This window comes from Paraburkholderia fungorum (assembly GCF_900099835.1).
GTDB lineage: Bacteria > Pseudomonadota > Gammaproteobacteria > Burkholderiales > Burkholderiaceae > Paraburkholderia > Paraburkholderia fungorum_A.
Genome location: NZ_FNKP01000001.1, coordinates 3,161,170 through 3,181,985, shown reverse-complemented (window position 1 = coordinate 3,181,985; position 20,816 = coordinate 3,161,170). Strand labels below are relative to the sequence as shown.

Here is a 20,816-nt window from a genome sequence, read left to right as displayed (position 1 = left end):
AAAATGGCGGCACGCGCATTTCATATACATCGCCTGTCGCATGCGGCAATAAAAAAACCCGCCGGCATGGGCGGGTTTTTTTGTCGAACAAAACCGGAGGGATTACTTCAGCGCGTCGAAAGCGCGTTCACGAATTTCGTCGACGCTGCCGAGGCCCGAAATGCGACGGTATTGCGGTGCTTTCAACGAAGTCGCCGTATCGCCGTTCTTTGCCCAGCCGTTGTAGTAGTCGATCAGCGGCTTGGTTTGCGCTTCATAGACTTGCAGGCGCTTCTTGACCGTTTCTTCCTTGTCGTCGTCACGCTGGATCAGCGGCTCGCCGGTCACGTCGTCGACGCCTTCGACCTTCGGCGGATTGAACTTGACGTGGTACGTGCGGCCCGACGCTGCGTGCGAGCGGCGACCGCTCATACGCACGATGATCTCGTCAAACGGAACGTCGATTTCCAGCACGTAATCGATCGCAACGCCCGCCTGCTTCATCGCTTCCGCTTGCGGAATGGTGCGCGGGAAACCGTCGAACAGATAACCATTCGCGCAATCGGCCTGCTGCAGACGCTCCTTCACCAGGTTGATGATGAGTTCGTCCGTGACCAGCTCGCCAGCGTCCATAAAACGCTTGGCTTCGAGGCCCAGCGGCGTGCCTGCCTTGACGGCCGCGCGCAGCATGTCACCGGTGGAAATTTGCGGAATACCGAATTTTTCCTTGATGAAGTTTGCCTGAGTGCCCTTACCCGCGCCGGGTGCACCCAAAAGGATCAAACGCATGTGATATCTCCAGATCTATGTGAATTCTTTGAAGACGCTGCAGCCATCCGGCGATTCGCCGAGGGACCCGCATCGACTGCCGTTCGACTCTCGCGCTGCACGTCGAAACACGACGGCGCTGCAGGAGGAAACCGGCGCGACCGGGGCAAACCCTGACGCTCGCTTGTTGTAGGAGGCGCGCACAACCGTCCGATTATGCCATGGGTTTTTGCGGTCAAGACCCGAATAAAGCCCTTACGCGCGCGAGATCGGCGGGGGTGTCGACGCCTGGCAGCGGCACGTCCTGGGTGACGAGCACTGCAATTCGCTCGCCATGCCACATCGCGCGCAACTGTTCGAGCGCTTCGACCTGCTCGATCGGCGAGATCGCGAGAGTGGGATACGTGCGCAGAAATTGCGCACGATACGCATACAGCCCGATGTGCCGGTGAACCACCGCCGGAGCAGGCGGCGCGGGCATCGACGCGACATTGGGCCAGTGCGGCTGATAAGCGTCGCGAGCCCAGGGAATCGGCGCGCGCGAGAAATACAGCGCTACGCCGCGAGCGTCCAGCACGACCTTGACGACATTCGGGTTGAAGATTTCGGCGGGGTCGACGATCGGGTGCGCGGCGGTAGCGATCGCGCAACCGCTGCTGGCTGCAAGGTGCGACGCCACGCCGCATACGAGGGCCGGGTCGATCAGCGGTTCGTCGCCCTGCACGTTGACGACGATCGTGTCGTCGCTCCAGCCGAACTGCGCGGCGACTTCCGCGAGACGGTCGGTGCCCGACGGGTGATCGGCGCGCGTCAACACGGCTTCGAAGCCGTGGTCGCGGGCAGCGTCGAGCACTTCTTGTGCGTCGGACGCGACCAGCACCTGCTGTGCGCCCGATTCGCGTGCGCGTTCGGCGACCCGCACCACCATCGGCTTGCCGCCAAGGTCCGCGAGCGGCTTGTTAGGCAGACGCGTCGAAGCGAGCCGGGCCGGTACGACGGCGATGAACGGGGGGGCGGTGGTGGAGTTGGCTTGAGTCATCGGCGAGATGAGCAGGGAGGTGATCGGGAAGAACGGCGGAAAGACGGATCGCGGTGAAGCCGTGTCAAACGACCCGGCAGACAGCGCGGGCGCGTACGGCTACGACAGCAAACGACGGAGAAACGAACGGTGGATCAACGCACGCGGCTTAACGAAGCGAAAGAGGCGTCGCGTCATTTCTGCGAACGCCGTTTCGTATCGCCTCGCGTATCGACCGGCTCAGGCCACCGAGCCCGGATTCAGGTCGACCGGCGTGCCTTCGACAGTCTGCCGCGCTTCGTCGACGAGCATGACGGGAATGCCGTCGCGGATCGGATATGCGAGCTTGTCGGCGTTGCAGATCAGCTCCTGGGCGGAACGGTCGTAGCTGAGCGGGCCCTTGCAGATCGGGCAGACGAGAATTTCAAGCAGGCGAGCGTCCACGGACTTTCTCCACAACTAATGCGATGAGGCGATGATCGAGCGCGGCTTCGACCGGGACAACCCAGATGCGCGCATCGTGCCAGGACCCTAATTTTACCGCATCCTTTTCCGTTATCAGGATCGCGTCGGCGTCCACGTCGGTGAAAGGATTGCGCTCGAACGCGTAGTGGTCGGGCAGCGCGCGCGTAGCGGGGGTGAGGCCGGCAGCGCGCAGCGTCGAGAAAAAGCGCTCCGGCGAGCCAATGCCGGCCGCGGCCAGCACACGGTCGCCGCTGAATTGCGCAAGCGGCCGGCGCAGCGCCGGGTTATCCAGATGCCACGCCTCGGCGGGCGCGAGTTGCAGCGCGAACGTATTCGGCCAGGCGGGCAGCGAGCGCGCGTAGGGATCGTTGATCAGCGTCGCGTCGCGGCGGCGCGACAGCGGCTCGCGCAATGGACCCGCCGGCAGCAGAAAACCGTTGCCGCCGAGCCGGTGATCGAACACCACCAGCTCAGCGTCGCGCGCGAGGCGGTAGTGTTGCAGGCCGTCGTCGCTGACGATCACGTCGACGTCGCGATGCCTGGCGCATAGCGCCTGTGCAGCGGCCACGCGGTCCGGGCAGACCCACACAGGCGCGCCGGTGCGCCGCGCGATCAGCAAGGGTTCGTCGCCGCCGACGGTCGCCGCCGACGTCGCCGTGACCGGTGTCGGCCCCTTCACGCGCGCGCCGTAGCCGCGCGACACCACGCCGGGCGTGAAGCCCGCGGCGCGCAACGCTTCGACCAGCGCGATCACGGTCGGCGTCTTGCCGGTTCCACCGACTGTCACGTTGCCGACCACCACCACCGGCACGCCAACGCGCACCGATTTCAGCCATCCCATCGAAAACGCGGCGCGGCGCGCGGCGGCAATCGTACCGAACACACACGCGAGCGGCGACAACGCCCACGCGAGCGGCCCGCGCTGTTGCCATTCACGCGCGAGGCGCGCTTCGAGGCGGTCGTTGAATTCGCTCATGGGCGAGCCATGCGAACAGACGGCGCACTTCGGGCCGATACTCGGGCCGAAACAGAAGGACAACTCGCCGGCGTGGAGGCGCCATGCGCAATACGCGGGGTCTGCATCAACGCGGTTCTCCGGACAATCGAAAAGTAGGGCGAAAAATGAGGCAACCAGGGCTTGAACGAGGACGTCGGTATTGACGCCCGACGCTCGCATGCAGTGTGCCGCAATGGCAGGTTTCGCGGGCGTCTGGCATGCCGTGGAACCCGCCACTCTAGCGCGCGGGCGTCCAGCCCGGCAAGTCGTGGCACAGAGGAGGCGCGGCGCTTCGGGACTGTCCGCGCTAACCGCAGCCTGTGGATAACTTTGTGGAGAACCTCCCATTCGAGGGGCCGAGAGGGCCGTTCCGGGCGCTCCGGATCGGTAAGGGTTCTCATTGGCGGAATATAAACTCCATATAAATCAATGGGATGCTTCGAATTCATGCGCCCTGGCGGGCGATTTGGCGGACTTCGCCTGGCGACTCCCGCCATGTGGACACTTTTAACAATTCAGCGGACAAGCTGGACGCGGATGGCCGCTCGGTCTATCGTCTGTCCGGCCAGTCACAGATACTCCCTCGCATGAATCCCGAAAGCCCTTTTGCTTCGTCGGCCGCGCCCGGCGGTGAAGTCGTCGTTCCCGTTTCCGCACTCAACCGCGCAATCGGCTCGATGCTCGAACGCTCGTTTCCGCTCGTGTGGGTGGCGGGCGAAGTGTCCAATTTCACGCGCGCCGCGAGCGGTCACTGGTATTTCTCGATCAAGGACGCGCAGGCGCAAATGCGCTGTGTGATGTTCCGCGGACGCGCGCAATACGCCGAATTCACGCCGCGCGAAGGCGACCGCATTGAAGTGCGCGCGCTGGTCACGATGTACGAGCCGCGCGGCGAATTGCAACTGAACGTGGAAGCGGTACGCCGTACGGGCCAAGGGCGTCTTTACGAAGCGTTCCTGCGGCTGAAGGCGCAGCTCGAAGCCGAGGGGCTTTTTGCCGCCGAGCGCAAGCGCGCGCTGCCGACGCATCCGCGAGCGATTGGCATTGTCACGTCGCTGCAGGCCGCCGCGCTGCGCGACGTGCTGACCACGCTGTCGCGCCGCGCGCCGCATATTCCGGTGATCGTTTATCCGGCGCCCGTGCAGGGCGTAGGCGTCAGCGGCAAGCTCGCGGCGATGGTCGACGCAGCCAATGCGCGGCGTGAAGTCGACGTGCTGATCGTGTGCCGTGGCGGTGGCTCGATCGAAGACCTGTGGGCGTTCAACGAAGAAGTGCTGGCGCGTGCGATCGCGGAGAGCGCGATTCCGGTAGTGAGCGGCGTCGGTCACGAAACCGATTTCACGATTGCCGACTTTGCCGCCGACGTGCGCGCGCCGACACCGACCGGCGCGGCCGAACTCGTCAGCCCGCAACGCGTGCTGCTGTTGCGCGAACTCGATCAGCGGCACGCCACGCTTGCGCGCGGTTTCGGTCGAATGATGGAGCGGCGCGCGCAGCAACTCGACTGGCTTGCGCGCCGGCTCGTGTCGCCCGCGGAACGTCTCGCGCGACAACGCACGCATTTGCAGCAACTGAGCGTGCGGCTCGGGTCCGCCGGCGCGCGTCCCGTGCGCGATGCAAGAGCGCGGTTTTTGCTGCTGCAGATGCGCTGGCAACGCTGGCGTCCCGATCTCGCCGCGCATCGGGCGAAACTGGGTAATCTCTCGCAACGTCTCGATGCGGCATTGTTACGCCAGCATGAACGTCAGCTTGCACGTGTCGACTCGCTTGCTGCACGGCTCGAAGTGCTGAGTCCGCAGCGGACGCTGGAGCGCGGTTACGCCGCCGTGCTCGATGCGCAAAACGGCCGCGCGGTGCGCGCGCCGTCGTCGTTGAAGCCGGGGCGGCGCCTGACCGTGCATCTCGCCGAGGGCTCGGCCGACATCGCACTGGCCGACGTGCAAGCGCGTCTTACCGATGGTTTCTGACACTTTGCCAACGACCTGAGCACGCCCGATCCGCACACGTGACGAAGCAGGCACACGACGTGCGGATACCCTCGAATACGCTTCATGCACGGCTCGTTTACCGATGCCGGGCATAAAGTCCGTTGGTTTGCGGGGTTATTCCAACTCGCCTACAATCGAGTGCTCAAAAGCGTTATCCGCAAACTCCCCCACAACAGATACAGACACAAGGAAAGCACCATGGAACATACGCTCCCGCCGCTGCCGTTCGCGAAAAACGCTCTCGTCCCGCACATGTCGGAAGAGACGCTCGAGTTTCACTATGGCAAGCACCACCAGACCTATGTGACCAACCTGAACAATCTGATCAAGGGCACGGAGTTCGAAAACCTGTCGCTCGAAGAGATCGTCAAGAAGTCGTCGGGTGGCGTGTTCAACAACTCGGCTCAAGTGTGGAACCACACGTTCTTCTGGAACAGCCTGTCGCCGCAAGGTGGCGGTGCTCCGACCGGCGCACTGGCTGACGCGATCAACGCCAAGTGGGGTTCGTTCGACAAGTTCAAGGAAGAATTCGCCAAGACCGCAGTCGGCACGTTCGGCTCGGGCTGGGCATGGCTGGTGAAGAAGGCTGACGGTTCGCTCGACCTGGTGTCGACGAGCAACGCTGCTACGCCGCTGACCACCGACGCAAAGGCACTGCTGACGATCGACGTGTGGGAACACGCGTACTACATCGACTATCGCAATGCGCGTCCGAAGTTTGTTGAAGCGTACTGGAACATCGTCAACTGGGAATTCGCGTCGAAGAACTTCGCGTGAGATCGACGGTTGCGTGTCTCGCGTGACGGCTGACTTTCACGCAGGCGCCAACGGCTGGCAACAGCAGGAGTACGACAGAAAGCCCTCACATGTGAGGGCTTTCTGTTTTTCTGGTCCGCGATAATGGCTGGATGAGTCAACCGTAGCGCGACGCCTGGTCGATTAATAGCAACACAGTCAGGGACACGATGGACCGCAATCAGATTCTGGAACTCGCGATGGCACGGCACCTCGCGGGCGCGTTCGGCGAAGCGCGCGAACTGTACGAAAACGCGCTCGCCATCGAACCGGGCGACGCCAATGTGATGTTCCGTCTCGGCGTGCTCGACATGCAGACGGGTGCCCACGACAGCGCGCTCCGCTGGCTCGACCAGGCGTTAAAGCTCGTTCCCGATAACGCGAAATACCACTTCGTTCGCGGCCATGTGCTGACCGCTGCTCAACGGCTCGACGAAGCGATCGGCGCGTACCGGCAATCGCTCGCAGTCGACCCGGCTTCCGCCGACGTGCTGTGTGCATTGGCGTCGGCGCTGCAGTCGAGCGCCGACTATCCTGCCGCCATCGAAGCCTATACGGCAGCGCTCGTACTCGAACCCGCGCACGCCGATGCGCTCAACAATCTGGCCAACTGTCACCGTCAGCAGGGCGACACGAAGGCCGCTGAAGCTGCGTATCGACGTGCGCTTGAATTGCATCCCGACGACGCCAATGCGCTCACCAATCTCGGTACGCTGCTCGAATCAGGCGATCGTCAGGAGGAAGCGCTTGCATTGCTGGAAGCGGCGGTGCGTGCGGCTCCCGCGTCGGCTTACGCGCTGGTGAATCTTGGCGTCGCGCTTCAGCAGCGGGGCGACCCCGCAGAGGCTGCCGGACTGCTCACTCGTGCGTTGGAGTTGGACCCGGCGGTTCCCGAAGCGGCCTACAACCTGGCCAACGCGCTGCACGCGCTCGGCAGGCGGCGCGAAGCCGCGCTTCACTATCAAAAGGCGATCGCGCAAACACCCACGCACGCGGATGCCCATAACAATCTGGGCATCGTCTATCAGGAATCGGGCGCGCACGAAGAGGCGGAGCACGCGTTCGATACGGCGATCCGCTTGCGTCCCGGCTTCGTGGCTGCGCTCAACAATGCCGCGACGCTCAAGCGCACGCTTGGGCGTGTAGCTGAAGCCGAGGCTCATCTGCGGGAAGCGTTGAGTGTCGATCCCACGCACTCCGTCACGCATAACAATCTGGGCAATGTGCTGAAGGACCAAGGGCGGCTCGACGATGGTATCGACAGCTACCGGCGAGCGCTCGCGAGCGACCCGGACAACGTGATCGCTCACAGCAATCTCGCGTATGGGCTGAGTTTTCAGGCGGAGCATCCGCAGCCCGTGCTGGACGAATGCCTACGCTGGTCCGAGCAACATGAGACGCGTCATCTCGACACCCATCAACCGCATGCGAACGATGCGACGCCGTCGCGGCGTTTGCGTATCGGCTACGTGTCGCCGGATTTCCGCGACCATTGTCAGACGCTGTTCACGTTGCCGCTGCTGTCGCATCACGATCACGCGCAATTCGAGATCTACTGTTATGCCAGCGTGACGCGGCCAGACGATCTGACACAGCGCGTCGCGTCGCACGCCGACGTTTGGCGCGATGTGCGCGAACTCGACGACGCGCGGCTCGCGCAAGTTATCCGCGATGACTGCATCGACATCCTGATCGATCTGACCATGCATATGGCGGACGGCCGGCCGTTGCTGTTCGCGCGCAAACCCGCGCCGGTGCAGATTGCGTGGCTGGCCTATCCTGGAACGACCGGCATGCGCTCGATCGATTACCGGCTGACCGATCCGTGGCTCGATCCCACCGGAACGGATGACCAGTACAGCGAAACTTCGATCCGTCTGCCTGATTCGTTCTGGTGCTACGACCCGCTGACGGACACGCCGACGGTCAACGCGTTGCCCGCGCTGACCAATGGGTATCCGACGTTCGGCTGTCTGAACAACCCCTGCAAGCTGAGCGACGCGACGTTCAGGATGTGGGGCGGTGTGATGCGCGAAGTGAAGGACGCGCGACTGCTGCTGATGGCGCCGGATGGCCCGGCTCGCGTGCGTCTGATCGAGCGGCTCGGCGCAGTGGGAATCGATGCCGGACGAATCTCTTTCACTCCCTTCCAGCGCCGCGCGGAGTATCTGCGCACCTATCACCGGATCGATGTCGGCCTCGACACGTTCCCGTACAACGGCCATACGACCAGCCTCGATTCGTACTGGATGGGCGTGCCGGTCGTTACGCGGGTAGGCGAAACGGCGGCCGGGCGCGCCGGGCTGAGCCAATCGGCAAATATGGGACTGCGGGATCTGGTTGCCGAAAGCGATGAACGGTTTGTCGAGATCGCAGTTGGACTGGCGCGGGATCTAACTCGATTGAGCGGACTACGAGCGGGTTTGCGCGCACGCCTCGAAGCGTCGCCGTTGATGAACGGCATGCGCTTTGCTGCGCATGTGGAGAAGGTGTATCGCGACGTGTGGGCGCGGTGGTGTCGTCAGACCTGCACCTGACCAAAAGTTTGTCACAGTTGGTAACTGAGCCGTTCGTCCGCAGTGGTGATTGGCTGTTTGCGCTTGGGGCCGTTCATGCAGGCGTACTGTCTGGCCGGTTCAGGGTTGCGTAGACGCCGTGCCGTCCGAATCCTGAGTCCCCGACATTTTTCCATGCCGATGCCCCCGGCCTCCGCCGTTCGACTTTGGCGAGCTTGCCGGCACGGCGGGCGCAGGCGGATGGTTGATGTACTGGAAATTGTCTGAGATGGCGGCGGTGGTGCTGGAGAAGTTCGTGGCCGGATGCTGGATCACGTCGCTCTGCACGGCCTGATCCGCTTGGGCGAAAGCCGGCGAGGCACAGATCAAGGAGGACAAGGACGCGACGCAGGCCGCGCGCACAGCGAAAACTAGCCGGTTCATTGAGTCATCCTTTGTTTCGTTGACGGCCGCCGCCGAGGGGCGCAACACGCATGGGCGGCTAATGGCACGGGTTGTCCGAAATCGGGTTTCGCGCGTCGCGGCGAGCGGTTCGTGCAGCATTTTTTGCCACCCGGCTCGCAGCGAGTTTAGGCGGCCCGATGCAGAATTTGATTGCCGCCGCACTTACAAGCGTTACCCGATATAACGCAAACGAGAGCGTCGGCGATTCGGGTATGCTCGCGGCTCGTGCGGCCCACGTGCGCGATGCAGCAATAAACTTTCTGTAACGATCCAGTAACCACGAACCGGGCCGATTGGCCTAACGTTTGAATTCCGATCCTCTGAAGCGCACCAGTATGATTTCCAGCACTAAATCCATCAGTCTTGCGATACCGGCCGTCATCGTTGCGCTCGCGCTCGGCGGCTGCGCGGTGGCACCGCCCAGCGGTCCGAGCATTGTCGCGCTGCCGCACAGCGGCGAGACGCTCGGCCAGTTCCAGCAGAACGACTATGCATGCCGCGACTACGCGAACCGCTCGACGGACCCGAACGGCACGGCGTCGCAGGCAGCCACCACCAACAGCGTCAACAGCGCGGCACTCGGTACGCTCGGCGGCGCGGCAATCGGCGCGCTGATCGGCGCTGCCGCTGGCAACGCGGGTGCGGGAGCGGCAATCGGCGCAGGCAGCGGCTTGCTGATCGGCGGCTCGAACGGCGCCAACAGCGCGCAATATTCCGCAGCGGGCTTGCAATCCCGCTACGACACCGCTTACGCACAATGCATGACGTCGAAGGGTGAGACGATCCAGCCGCGCGGTTACTACGCCGCGCCGCAGCCGGTCTATGTTGCGCCGCAGCCGTATTACGCTCCGCCGCCGCCGGTCATGTACGCGCCGTATCCGTACTAAATCTGCATTGATCCGCATTTGTCGGCATTAGTTGGCAATTAGTCAGCGGAAAGATCTGCATATTCGCTTCGCTGTACGCCGTTTCGAAAGCCCGGCAACGCGCTGTAAAGATTCCGTCATCTCTGGCGTAAACACGCGACAGGATGGCGACAGCGCCGTCAGCAAAGGGCGTAGGTTTGGATGGAGTGTGTGACCGCCGCTGGTCGGCGGTCTCGCACGGTCAGCAACATCCAGCTTATCCCTGCCTGCACGCGACGTTTTTACTCCGCCACTCGACGCGGAGCGCGCCCGGCACGGTGCAAAAAAACGAGGCGATTATGTGGAGACCCAGAACCGGCACATCTGATCCGAGTGTGGCGACGCGGGTGTGCGCGTGGCTGTCCATAGCGTTGATCGTCTCAGTGTTCGTGTCGTGCGGAGGCGGCGGGGGCGGCTCGGGTTCTGGCGGTTCGGCCGGCTCGTCGTCGGGTTCGGGAGGTGGCAGCGGAGCCAGCAATCCCACTGGCGGGTCGACCAGCGGCACAGGAACCTCGTCGACGGGCTCCGGCAGCGGCGGTAGCGGGACGACTACCGGCACGGGCAGCGGCACTGGCACCGGTTCTTCCGGAAGCGCTGGCGGTTCGGGCGGATCATCCACGTCAACGATCGTTTTTGCCACCGATGTTCTGATGCATCACAACGATCTCGCGCGCACCGGTCAGATGCTCGCCGAGACAGCACTGACTCCTACCAACGTCAATTCCGCCAGCTTCGGTAAAGTCGCGTTTCTTGCCGCCGACGGCAAGGTCGACGGACAGCCGCTGTTCGTCACCAGTCTGTCGATTGGCGGTGCGTCGCACGATGTGGTCTACGTCGTCACCGAGCACGATAGCGTCTACGCATACGACGCCAGCACCTTCGCGCAGCTATGGAAGGTCTCGCTGGTCGGCAGCGGCGAAACACCGAGCGACGACCGGGGCTGCCAGGACATCACGCCCGAAATCGGCATTACGTCGACGCCGGTGATCGACCGCAATCGCGGCACGAATGGCGTGCTCTATGCCGTCGCGATGACGAAGGACGCTAGCGGCGGCTACCACCACCGACTCCATGCGCTCGATCTCGCCACCGGCGCCGAGGTGCTTGGCGGTCCGACGGAAATCGCGGCCACTTTCCCCGGCAATGGCGCGGGAAGTGTCAACGGTGTGATCACGTTCAATCCGTCGCTGCATTCGGTGCGCGCCGCGCTCACGCTGGTCGGCGGAACCGTTTATATGGGCTGGACGGCGCACTGTATGTCGGGCGCATATAACGGCTGGCTGATGGGATATAGCGCCGACACGCTCAAACAGACCAGTGTGCTGAACGTGGCGCCGAACGGCAGCCAGGGATCGGTCTGGATGGCGGGCTCGGGGATGGCATCGGATGGCACCTCGCTCTACGTCGTGGACGGCAACGGCACGTTCGGCACCACGCTGAATGCGCAAGGATTTCCCGTCGATGGCGACTACGGCAACTCGCTGATGAAGTTGTCATTGAGCAATTTGCAGGTGACCGATTATTTCGCGATGGACAACGTCGTCGCCGAGGCCGCCGCCGACAATGACTTCGGCTCGGGTGGCGTGATGTTGCTGCCGGATCAGACGACCGCGAACGGTGTCGTAAAACATCTCGCGGTGGCGGCGGGTAAAGACAACCTGATCTATGTTGTCGATCGCGATTCGATGGGCAAATTCAATCCGACCACCAACAATATCTGGCAGGAGTTGATCGGTACGCTGGCGGGCGGTATCTGGGGATCACCGGCTTACTACGGGGGCGTGGTGTATTACGGTGGCTTGAACGACAACCTGAAGGCGTTGCCGGTCACGGGGGCGCTGTTGGCGACGACCGCCGCGTCGAAAAGTCCGACGACGTTTGCCTACCCCGGTGCGACGCCGGCGGTGTCGGCGAACGGCGCGAGCAACGCAATCGTGTGGGCCGCAGAAAACGGCACAACCGGCGCTTTGCATGCTTACGACGCGAGCAATCTCGCACGCGAGTTGTACAACAGCAACCAGGCCGGAACGCGGGATCAGTGGGGTGCGGGCAATAAATTCATTACGCCGATGATCGCGCGAGGAAAGGTTTATGTGGGCGCGACCAATGGGGTGGCGGTGTTTGGATTGTTGTGAGGGTTGTAGGGCGGGAGTGGATCGCAGCGGGTGGGAGAGGGCAGGGAGTTGGTAGCCCGGACCGCGCAACATGAGCATCAGGCAGGTGATGCGCAGGCCAGAGGTGGCGAAGCAAACATGCTTCGCTGCCCACGTTCTTTTGAGGTCTGGTGGGGGCAGTGCACGAGGGCCGGCCGTTATGCCGTTCGGCTTACTCAGCAACGACCCACTTCACCTTGGCCGACCGTACAAGCCCTCTTCATTGCGAATGAGGCCTTACTTATTGATGCCGCCCCTAGTTCCGCACTCACATTGCGACGACCGCCGCTGACTTTCTCTTGCTGTCGACATAAATCACGCAATGTGAGCCGCTTTACTAAGAGTCGCTCTCTGTGGCTGCCTTGCGCGGACGCCGGCTTCGCGGCGCGGCTTTTCGTGCGGCCTTCTTTGCGGCAACCGGAGCCTCCTGCACATCGTTCGACGGCGCGGTCGGCTCAGCAGGCACGGCGATCTCGGGTATTTCATCGATTGATCGCGGCGCGCTTTTCTTCGCTTTCTTCGCGGCTGTTTTGCGCGGTGCTCTTGTTTTGCGACGTTCAGCGGGCTTGTCGTCTGCTTCCTGGTGCTCTTCGCTCCCAGCGGGGAGCGCTCCGGCGATGGCGTTCTCCGATTCAACCGCGCCTCGTTCTGGTGCGAATGAAGAGGCTTCCGACGCTACCGAAGCCGCATCCGGTTGTTCGAAAACAGGCTCGCTGGTAGACCAATCCTGCTCATACCGTTCGCTTTCCCCCGGTTGAACGTCGATCGCCTGCCCGGCGATGGTCCGCTCGTCGTGAACGGCTTCCTGCTGGCCACGGCCTTGCTTGCGATTGCCTCGGCCACGACGCCGAGACTCATGCTTGGCAACTGTCTCGGCCACCACAGCCTCAGCAACCTGCGTTTCATACAACTGCTCGGACGATTCGGCCTCGACCGGCTCATTCATATTCTCGCCCGCAGCACTCGCAGCGTTACTCCGATACACATACGCACCCGACTTCTCATCACGGCCAAATTCGAGCAGCCCACGCGCGTGCGCTTCTTCGAGCAGATTGCCGAACGCGCGGAAACCGTAGTACGTCTCGTTGAAGTCCGGCTTCCGACGCTTGATCGCGTTCTTCAGCACCGACGCCCAGATCTTGCCGCTGTCGCCGCGCTCCGACGCAAGCGCGTCGAATGTTTGCACTGCAATTTCGACCGCTTTGGTGCGCCGCTTTTCCAGGTCGTCCTTGTGACGGGGCTTCTCCTCGCCCGGCGCGCGTCTGGCCGCCTGCTGAGCATCTTTGGGCGGACGCGTGGACTCCCGTTTGGCGACTGCCCGCTGGCTTTCGCGCACCAGGTCGTCGTAAAAAAAGAATTCGTCGCAATTCGCGATCAGCAGATCCGACGTGGATTGCTGCACGCCCACGCCAATCACCTGTTTGGCGTTTTCGCGAAGCTTTGACACCAGCGGTGAAAAATCGGAGTCGCCGCTGATAATCACGAACGTATTGACGTGAGACTTCGTGTAGCAGAGGTCGAGTGCATCGACCACGAGCCGGATGTCGGCGGAATTCTTGCCCGATTGGCGAACGTGCGGAATTTCGATCAATTCGAAATTGGCCTCGTGCATCGCGCCTTTAAAACTTTTGTAGCGGTCCCAGTCGCAGTAGGCTTTTTTCACGACAATGCTGCCCTTGAGCAACAGACGTTCGAGCACCAGCTTGATATCGAACTTGTCGTACTTCGCGTCGCGCACGCCTAGCGCGACATTTTCGAAGTCGCAGAATAGCGCCATGCTGACGGTTTCGTTGGATGACGCCATGTATATCTCCATTGAAGCGATCGTCGAACTCGACGAATCGCGACCATGATAGCGATTCCAGCGAAGGTGAGCAGAATTTGTGGCACTTGCGCACCGACAGGTTCAGCAAAAGCATGTGGAAATTTCAGTGCTGCCGGTGAGCATCGTTCCTTGACTGTCGCAAGTTTCATGGCATGACGCGGCGACTCACCAACCCTACATATCCCGATAACGACTGGGGTCGCCGAGCGCAGCGCGTGTTTCCAGCACGTCGTCGATCAAGCCATATTCCTTGGCCTCGTGCGCGGACATAAAGTTGTCGCGATCGGAGTCTCGCGCTACCTCTTCGACGCTGCGCCCGGCGCGCTCGGCGGTTATTGCATTCAACCGCTCTCGCAGATAAAGCACTTCTTTCGCCTGAATTTCGATGTCTGCCGCCGTGCCCTGGCTGCCGCCGGATGGCTGGTGAATCATGATGCGGGCGTTCGGCAATGCATAGCGCTTGCCGCGTTGGCCCGCGGTCAGCAAGAAGGTGCCCATGCTCGCGGCGAAGCCTGTGCAAAGCGTCGATACTTCAGGCTTGATGAATTGCATGGTGTCGTAAATCGCAAGGCCGTCGTACACCGAGCCGCCCGGCGAGTTGATATAAAAGGAAATATCCTTGTCGGGGTTTTCCGATTCCAGAAACAGCAGTTGCGCGACAATCAGACTAGCCGATTGATCATTCACCGGGCCGACCAGAAACACGATGCGTTCGCGCAGCAGACGGGAATAAATGTCGTACGCACGTTCGCCGCGGCCGGATTGTTCGATCACGGTAGGTACAAGGCCGAGACCGGTGATAAAGGAATGGCTGGAATGCATAGGTGCCTCGTTATAAGCGGCGCGACGCGAATGCCTGATAGCAGCGGCCGATTTGAAACCACGCGCCCCATGCGCCGGTTATTGCTCATTTGACGAAGGAGAGGGCTGCGATGTGACAGAAATATTTTTTTCGTTTGTTGTCACATCGTCGGTAGCCAGATCGTCAAGCTGGGAAGAACATCAAAAGTCAGAAACAAAAGGACGGCACCGAAGCAAGCGGGCAGCATTTTTCACCACCACGAATCTGGAGATCTACGCATGATGGAACAGGGAAACGACAAGGCATCCAGTTTCGAGGCAGCGCGCGCCCGCCTGATTGCGCTGGCGTACCGAATGCTCGGCAGCCGCGCCGAAGCGGAAGACGTAGTTCAGGACGTCTGGCTCAAGTGGCATCTGGCCGATACACGAGCGGTGCAAACTCCAGCTGCTTGGCTCACCACGCTTACCACCCGTACGGCAATCGACCGTTTGCGGCAGGCGCAGCGCGAACGCGCGTCTCAGGCTTCGGGTTGGCTACCTGAGCCGTGGCTCGATGAGGTTGCGCCGTCGGCGGAAGAGTTGGCTTTGCGGGCAGCGGAGATGTCTTATGGCGTGATGCTGCTGCTCGAACGTCTTAAGCCGGACGAACGCGCTGCGTTCGTGCTGCATGAAGCTTTCGACTGCGATTACGCAGAGATTGCGAGCATTCTTGAGCGCACGCCGGGCGCTTGCCGGCAGATCGTCCATCGGGCCAAAGCGCGTCTGCAACGCGCGGGTGCACCGTCACAACGCCCTGATCCTGCCGCGCATGCACAGATCGTAGAGCGGCTGCGCACAGCGCTGGAGGCGCGGGATCGAACAGATCTGTTGCGGCTCTTCAGCGACTCGCCGGAAATTGTCAGCGACGCGCCCGTTTGCGCCGCTATGTCCGCGCGCGAGCCGGCTTCGGCAGGGTGGGTGGACACCGTTACGTCGCTTGCGCGGCAGGCGAACACGGCCGAGGTGGTATCTGTGCAGGGAGCGATGTGCGTCGTGCTGTTCTTCGAAGGCGACGTGGTCGGTCTGCTCGACGTGTGGACAGACGGCGTGGTGGGGTCGACGAAGATAATCTCGTTGCGCATCGTGACCGGCGAGGAGCGTCTGCAAGCTCTAAATCGCGTGGTAGGTCGTGCGGCAGTCACGCAACTGCTCACACGAATCCAGCAAAATCCCGCTCCGTCAATTCCGGTGAGCGGCGACTTCCCAGTTGATGTCTACGCATAGCACCTGTGTGCCGTGCGGCGTGTGGGCGGCGATCGAAGCTGTCACGCACAGGTGGGCCTCATTGATCGACAGATAGGGGGGAGTGAGATGCACCTGGCCGGGCACGCGCATCGCCTGGATAAAGTACGGTCGGCGTTCCCAGCTCGCACCTTCCGAATGCAGCAGCGGGCGGAAGCGTTTGGCGCGTTGTGAAGTGCGCCCCGGTGGCAGTACGTTATCGCCAATTTGGCGGCCTGACCCGTCTAGTACGAAGCAGCGGGCTGTTTCGCCGAGCGTAAGTAGCGGTGCGGTTGCTGCTGAAATCGAGTCACCGGCAACCAATTGTGCGGCTGCGGTTTCCAGTGCGGTGACGTAGGGTGCGAGTCGCGTGGATTGTGCGCGTTCGCGTGCGGTGACCCGTTCGCGAAGTGCTGCGGAAAGCGAGTCCATCAAACCGGCCGCCGCTTGCGGTTTAACCGGCTCGACACTCGGACCCGCAAAGAATGCGCCCTGGACAAAGTCCACGTTGCATTCGAGCGCGATCAGCGCGTCGCGCTCGGTGGTGAGGCCGCCCATCAGCACAAGTTGTCCGGATTCGTGCAGCAGCGAAACGAGGCCAGGCAGCACGCGTTCGATATGCGAGTGTTCGCTGGCTTGCGCGAGAATGCAGCGATCGAGTGTGACGATGTCCGGCCGCAGATTCCACACGCGGTCAATGTTCGAATGCTTCGCGCCGAAGCCGTCGAGCGCGATCAGAAAGCCGGATTTGCGCAGCGCATCGATGATTTCGGCGAAGCGCGTGGTTTCACCACCTGCCTGTTCGGACACCTCCAGCACCACGCGCTGAGGCGGCAAGCCGAGGGCTTTGAGGCCGGCAAGCAGCGCATCGCCGTAGCTCGTGTCCATCAGCGCCGCTGGGTGCAGGCTCAGAAAGAGCCATTCGTCGTGGCTGTCGAAGGCGTTGAAATTGCCGAGATGCAGCGATTCGGCCAGCCGGCCGAGTTCCAGCAGGTCACCGCGTCGGGCGGCCTGCGTGAAAACTTCGTGCGACGGCACCTGCTGCGCATGTTCGTCGTGGGCGCGCAGCGACGCGTGGTACCCGATCGCACGCCGGTGCGACACCGAAAAAACCGGCTGAAACACGCTGAATACGGTGTAGCCGCCGTATAGAACGGTGCGCCGGGAGCCTTCGTCGCCTGCTACCGGGCGCGGCGGCTGAAAGCCGGGAGGATCGAGTTCGATCATGCTCATCATGTCAGTCGTGTGGAAGTGCTGCGCGGTTGCATGCTCGACACAGATCGGCACGCGCAAAACGTGAGTTTACAGGATAGCCGAGCAAGAACTGTGCGCGAGCGGGAAACACAACATAGCGTGCAAGTTCCGCAGTCTGATACGACGATTGCGCGCTAGCGTGGGCAAGGAGGAGTAGGTTCGCACTTTGCTGGTGCGGTTCCCGCCCCGTTGCGGGTCGAAGTGGGAGGAGGTTCGGGGCGAAAGCGCGACTGGACAATGCCGCTAGAAAAGGGAGTTTAAAAGGGCGGTTCGAACGCGCAGATCAAAGGGCAGCGCTCAGGGTGGACCGAAGGTCGCTTGAAAACGGGTCGAGCTCGCGGTGCGAAAGCGCGTGACGCCCTGGGCTGTCCGCAACTCGACCCGGAACCAGCGCCCTCAAGCAGCACCCCTTGAAGCAATAACCCTCGAAGGCAACTCCCGAATGCAACCCCAAACCAGCCATCCCAAACCAGCACTCCGGAACCAGCCGCCCTGAAGCAGCAACCCTTGAAGGCACCCCTCGAAGCAGTCACCCCAAACCAGCAGGCCCCCACCCCTCAAGTCCGCTCCGACGGATCCGTCTTCCTCACCGGCGTGCGGATATCCGGCGACAACTGCGCAAAGATCCACGACGAGCCCGCCGTGATAATCCCAACGCACAAAAAGGTCGCATGAAATGCAGGCAGAGAATTGATCGCCGTCACTCGCTGGAGCAGGCCCGTGAAGGTTGCGAGCAACGCGCCTGCGACAGTCACGCCGAGACTCATCGACAGCATCTGGACCAGCGAAAACAGGCTATTGCCGCTGCTGGCGCCTCCGGTGCCCAGGTCTTTGAGCGTCAACGTGTTCATCGCGGTGAACTGGATCGAGTTGACGGCGCCGAACAGCGCGAGTTGCACCAGCCGCAGCCACAGCGGCTGATTTGCGCTCGTGAGCGCGAAACTCGCCATGGCGACGCCGACCAGTACCGTGTTGACGATCAACACGCTGCGGTAGCTGTACTTAATGATCAACTTCGTCACGAGTCGTTTGGACGCCATGCCGGCGGCGGCGACCGGTAGCATCATCAGGCCGGCTTCGAACGCGCTATAGCCGAGACTCACCTGCAATAGCAGAGGAATCAGATAAGGCATCGAGCCGCTGCCGATTCGCGCGAACAGATTGCCCAGCAGCCCGACGCTGAACGTGTGAATCTTGAAGAGATCCAGCGAGAAAATCGGAGAGGGTTCGCGTTGCGCATGCAGACCGTACGCGACGAAGCAGCCGAGACTCAGAATCAGCAGTACCAGCACGGTGGCGTGTTGAATACCGAATTCCGTGCGGCCGTCGAGCGCAAACGAGATCGCGATCATGCCGACAATCAGCAGCAGGTAACCCTTCAGGTCGAACTTGCCGGTGTCCTCGTTGCGGCTGTCCGGCATAAAAATAAACGTCGCAATGCAGCCGATAATGCCCACCGGCACGTTGATCAGAAAAATCCAGTGCCACGATGCGATTTTCACCAGCCAGCCGCCGAGCGTCGGGCCAATCAGTGGTCCGATCAAACCAGGTATCGCAACGAACGACAACGCGGGCAAATAGCGTTCGGCCGGAAAGGTGCGCAGCACCGCGAGCCGTCCCACTGGCAACAGCATCGCGCCTCCCACGCCTTGCGCGATGCGGAAAATGACCAGCTGGTTCAGCGTGTGCGCGTTCGCGCACAGCAGCGAACCGATCGTGAACACGAGGATCGCGCTCATGAATACGCGCCGGGTGCCGAGTTTGTCGGCGAGCCAGCCAGACACCGGAATCATGACCGCCATCGTCAGCGAATAGGCGATCACCACCGATTGCATACGCAGCGGCAATTCGCCGAGGCTCGTCGCCATCGCGGGCAGCGCGGTGTTGACGATGGTCGAATCGAGCGTCTGCATGAAGAAGCCCGTGGCGACAACCCACAGCATCACGCTGAGCGAGCGGGCCGGAGGGGCGGAGGAAGCGGCGGCAGGCGGAGTCGGCGTGGACATGGAGGGCGCGGGGCGCGTGCGGGCGGGCTGGGATTCGTATTCTAGGGAAAAGCGCGGTGCCGCGCAGCGTGGGGAGGGTATTCCATGCCAACCGGATCAATCTCCGGCCACACAACCCGCGCATCAGATCAGGTTCGGCCGCTTGCCCGACTTGCGGCCCAATCAAGCCACGTTAAGTACTGGCGTCAATCGCCGTCCAACTCCGCCGCCGCACGAAAAAACGCTTGCGCCTTGGGATCATTCCCAAACGCCACATGAATCCTGATCCAGGGGCTAACTTCCATGTTCGGCCGAAAGTGGCTGCCCGGCACCACGGTCACGCCCATGGGGGCACCGCATTCCACCAGCCGCTCAGCATTGCCGACATGGGGCACCCGCGCCCACACAAACTTGCCGCCCACCGGCTTGTCGAAAATCTCCCAGCCGGCATCTTCGAGCGTGCGGATGGTCGAGCCCAGCGCGTCGCGCATCCGGCGTCGCAGGCGCTCCAGATATTTGCGATAGGCGCCGCGCTCCAGCATCGCCACGGCCACTGCTTCGGCAAAGCGCGAGCCGCCAATGCTGGTCAGCATCTTGATGTCGACCAGATCCTTGATGATCGCGTGGCTCGCGACCACGCAGCCGATTCGCAGCGACGACGACAGCGTCTTCGACAACCCGCCCACGTAAATCACATGCTCGAGCTGGTCGAGCGTCGCGAGCCGGTCGGTGAGTTCGGTCTGGAAATCGGCGTAGATATCGTCTTCGATGATCGCGAAACCATGCTCGCGCGCCAGTTGCAGGATGCGGAACGCCACCTGCGGAGCGACCGTCGTGCCGGTCGGATTGTGGAACACCGTGTTGATGAACAGTAGCTTGGGCCGGTGCAGCTTGAGTTGCGTCTGCAGCACATCGAGATCGGGACCGTTCCGTGTGCGCGGAATGCCGATCAGATTCACGCCGTGCAGCTTGAACAGCCCGTACAGATTGTAGTAACCGGGGTCTTCGACAAAGATCGTGTCGCCGGCCTTGAGCATGTAGCGCATCAGCAGATCGAACGCCTGGCTTGCGCCGTTGGTGATCAGAATCTGCGAGGTGTCGGCCTGAATTCCCAGCAGGCCGATGCGGCTTTGCAGGTGTTCGCGCAACGTCAGATTGCCCAGCGGCGTGGCGTAATCGACCATGCTCGCCGGATCGGTGCGCGACACGTGACGAATGGCCTGCGCAATGCTCTCCATGTCGCGCCAGCCTTCGGGGATAAACCCGCTGCACAGCTTGAGCGTCTCGCCCGGATGGTTGAACTGCTGCAGCAGATGTCCCGATTCGTCCTCGGCGCGGCGCGGGTCCGAGGTGCCCTGACAGTGCGGGCCAACCGGCTGACGGTCGGCGACATAGAAGCCCGAACCGTGGCGCGAATCGACATAACCCAGCGACACGAGCCGGTCATAAGCCTCGATCACGGGGAAACGGCTCACGTTGAAATCGGCGGCGAACTGGCGAATGGACGGCAGCTTCGAACCCGGATGTGTCGCGCGAGACCGGATCCAGCCCATGACGCCTGTGACGATCTGCTCGGTCAGCGGTACGCCGTTTTCACGATCAAGCTGGATTTCGAGTTTCATGCTGCTGCTTCCTTCCTGTCCTTCCTTCACCCAACGACGCC

General features: G+C 62.2%; 16 protein-coding genes. 6 read left to right on the top strand and 10 right to left on the bottom strand.

All coding sequences use genetic code 11. The features are described from left to right. Positions 1–102: 102 nt before the first annotated feature. The 4 genes from adk to lpxK form a co-directional block, all read right to left on the bottom strand. A complete protein-coding gene (adk, locus tag BLS41_RS14055; protein WP_074765435.1) occupies positions 103–768 on the bottom strand; it encodes an adenylate kinase in 666 nt (221 codons plus the stop codon). Positions 769–982: 214 nt separating this feature from the next. Next, a complete protein-coding gene (kdsB, locus tag BLS41_RS14050) occupies positions 983–1,786 on the bottom strand; it encodes a 3-deoxy-manno-octulosonate cytidylyltransferase (RefSeq protein ID WP_074765433.1) in 804 nt (267 codons plus the stop codon). Positions 1,787–2,005: 219 nt separating this feature from the next. Continuing rightward, positions 2,006–2,209: a Trm112 family protein gene (locus BLS41_RS14045; RefSeq protein WP_006050060.1), complete on the bottom strand. Its 204-nt coding sequence runs from the start codon at positions 2,207–2,209 to the stop codon at positions 2,006–2,008. Next, positions 2,190–3,206, bottom strand: coding sequence for a tetraacyldisaccharide 4'-kinase (gene lpxK, locus BLS41_RS14040; RefSeq protein ID WP_074765431.1), 1,017 nt, complete (start codon positions 3,204–3,206; stop codon positions 2,190–2,192). The genes BLS41_RS14045 and lpxK overlap by 20 nt, the downstream gene beginning before the upstream one ends. 608 nt (positions 3,207–3,814) lie before the next feature. On the opposite strand from lpxK, the gene xseA reads away from it, so the two are divergent. The 3 genes from xseA to BLS41_RS14025 all read left to right on the top strand — a co-directional run bounded on the left by xseA (position 3,815) and on the right by BLS41_RS14025 (position 8,547). Further along, on the top strand, positions 3,815–5,194 hold the full coding sequence (gene xseA / locus BLS41_RS14035; RefSeq protein WP_074766538.1) for an exodeoxyribonuclease VII large subunit: 1,380 nt from the start codon (positions 3,815–3,817) through the stop codon (positions 5,192–5,194). Between the two features lie 219 nt (positions 5,195–5,413). Beyond that, positions 5,414–5,992 (top strand): superoxide dismutase [Fe], encoded by a 579-nt coding sequence (sodB, locus tag BLS41_RS14030; RefSeq protein WP_074765429.1) that lies wholly within the window; start codon positions 5,414–5,416, stop codon positions 5,990–5,992. A 188-nt stretch (positions 5,993–6,180) separates the two neighbouring features. After that, on the top strand, positions 6,181–8,547 hold the full coding sequence (locus BLS41_RS14025) for a tetratricopeptide repeat protein (protein ID WP_074765427.1): 2,367 nt from the start codon (positions 6,181–6,183) through the stop codon (positions 8,545–8,547). Positions 8,548–8,646: 99 nt separating this feature from the next. Here the strand turns inward: BLS41_RS14025 and BLS41_RS14020 are convergent, their stop codons facing one another. Continuing rightward, on the bottom strand, positions 8,647–8,949 hold the full coding sequence (locus BLS41_RS14020; RefSeq protein ID WP_143026261.1) for a hypothetical protein: 303 nt from the start codon (positions 8,947–8,949) through the stop codon (positions 8,647–8,649). Positions 8,950–9,305: 356 nt separating this feature from the next. Here BLS41_RS14020 and BLS41_RS14015 point away from each other — a divergent pair, with 356 nt between their 5' ends. Continuing rightward, the gene (locus BLS41_RS14015) at positions 9,306–9,857 is read left to right on the top strand and encodes a glycine zipper family protein (RefSeq protein ID WP_074765423.1); all 552 of its coding nucleotides are present in this window, start codon (positions 9,306–9,308) and stop codon (positions 9,855–9,857) included. 317 nt (positions 9,858–10,174) lie between these two features. Next, positions 10,175–12,010, top strand: coding sequence for a PQQ-binding-like beta-propeller repeat protein (locus tag BLS41_RS14010; protein ID WP_074765421.1), 1,836 nt, complete (start codon positions 10,175–10,177; stop codon positions 12,008–12,010). 355 nt (positions 12,011–12,365) lie between these two features. On the opposite strand, the gene BLS41_RS14005 is transcribed toward BLS41_RS14010, so the two are convergent. Next, on the bottom strand, positions 12,366–13,832 hold the full coding sequence (locus BLS41_RS14005) for an NYN domain-containing protein (protein ID WP_074765419.1): 1,467 nt from the start codon (positions 13,830–13,832) through the stop codon (positions 12,366–12,368). Between the two features lie 195 nt (positions 13,833–14,027). Further along, a complete protein-coding gene (gene clpP / locus BLS41_RS14000; RefSeq protein WP_074765417.1) occupies positions 14,028–14,675 on the bottom strand; it encodes an ATP-dependent Clp endopeptidase proteolytic subunit ClpP in 648 nt (215 codons plus the stop codon). A gap of 258 nt (positions 14,676–14,933) precedes the next feature. Between clpP and BLS41_RS13995 the strand changes: the two genes are divergently transcribed. After that, positions 14,934–15,917, top strand: a complete 984-nt coding sequence (locus BLS41_RS13995; RefSeq protein ID WP_074765415.1) for a sigma-70 family RNA polymerase sigma factor — start codon at positions 14,934–14,936, stop codon at positions 15,915–15,917. On the opposite strand, the gene BLS41_RS13990 is transcribed toward BLS41_RS13995, so the two are convergent. The 3 genes from BLS41_RS13990 to BLS41_RS13980 all read right to left on the bottom strand — a co-directional run bounded on the left by BLS41_RS13990 (position 15,873) and on the right by BLS41_RS13980 (position 20,775). After that, positions 15,873–17,147 (bottom strand): EAL domain-containing protein, encoded by a 1,275-nt coding sequence (locus BLS41_RS13990; RefSeq protein WP_074766536.1) that lies wholly within the window; start codon positions 17,145–17,147, stop codon positions 15,873–15,875. The genes BLS41_RS13995 and BLS41_RS13990 overlap by 45 nt on opposite strands. A 578-nt stretch (positions 17,148–17,725) precedes the next feature. Continuing rightward, positions 17,726–19,174, bottom strand: coding sequence for a multidrug transporter subunit MdtD (gene mdtD / locus BLS41_RS13985; RefSeq protein WP_074765413.1), 1,449 nt, complete (start codon positions 19,172–19,174; stop codon positions 17,726–17,728). A gap of 185 nt (positions 19,175–19,359) precedes the next feature. Further along, complete coding sequence (locus BLS41_RS13980; RefSeq protein WP_074765411.1) at positions 19,360–20,775, bottom strand: aminotransferase-like domain-containing protein; 1,416 nt, start codon at positions 20,773–20,775, stop codon at positions 19,360–19,362. Positions 20,776–20,816: the final 41 nt, after the last annotated feature.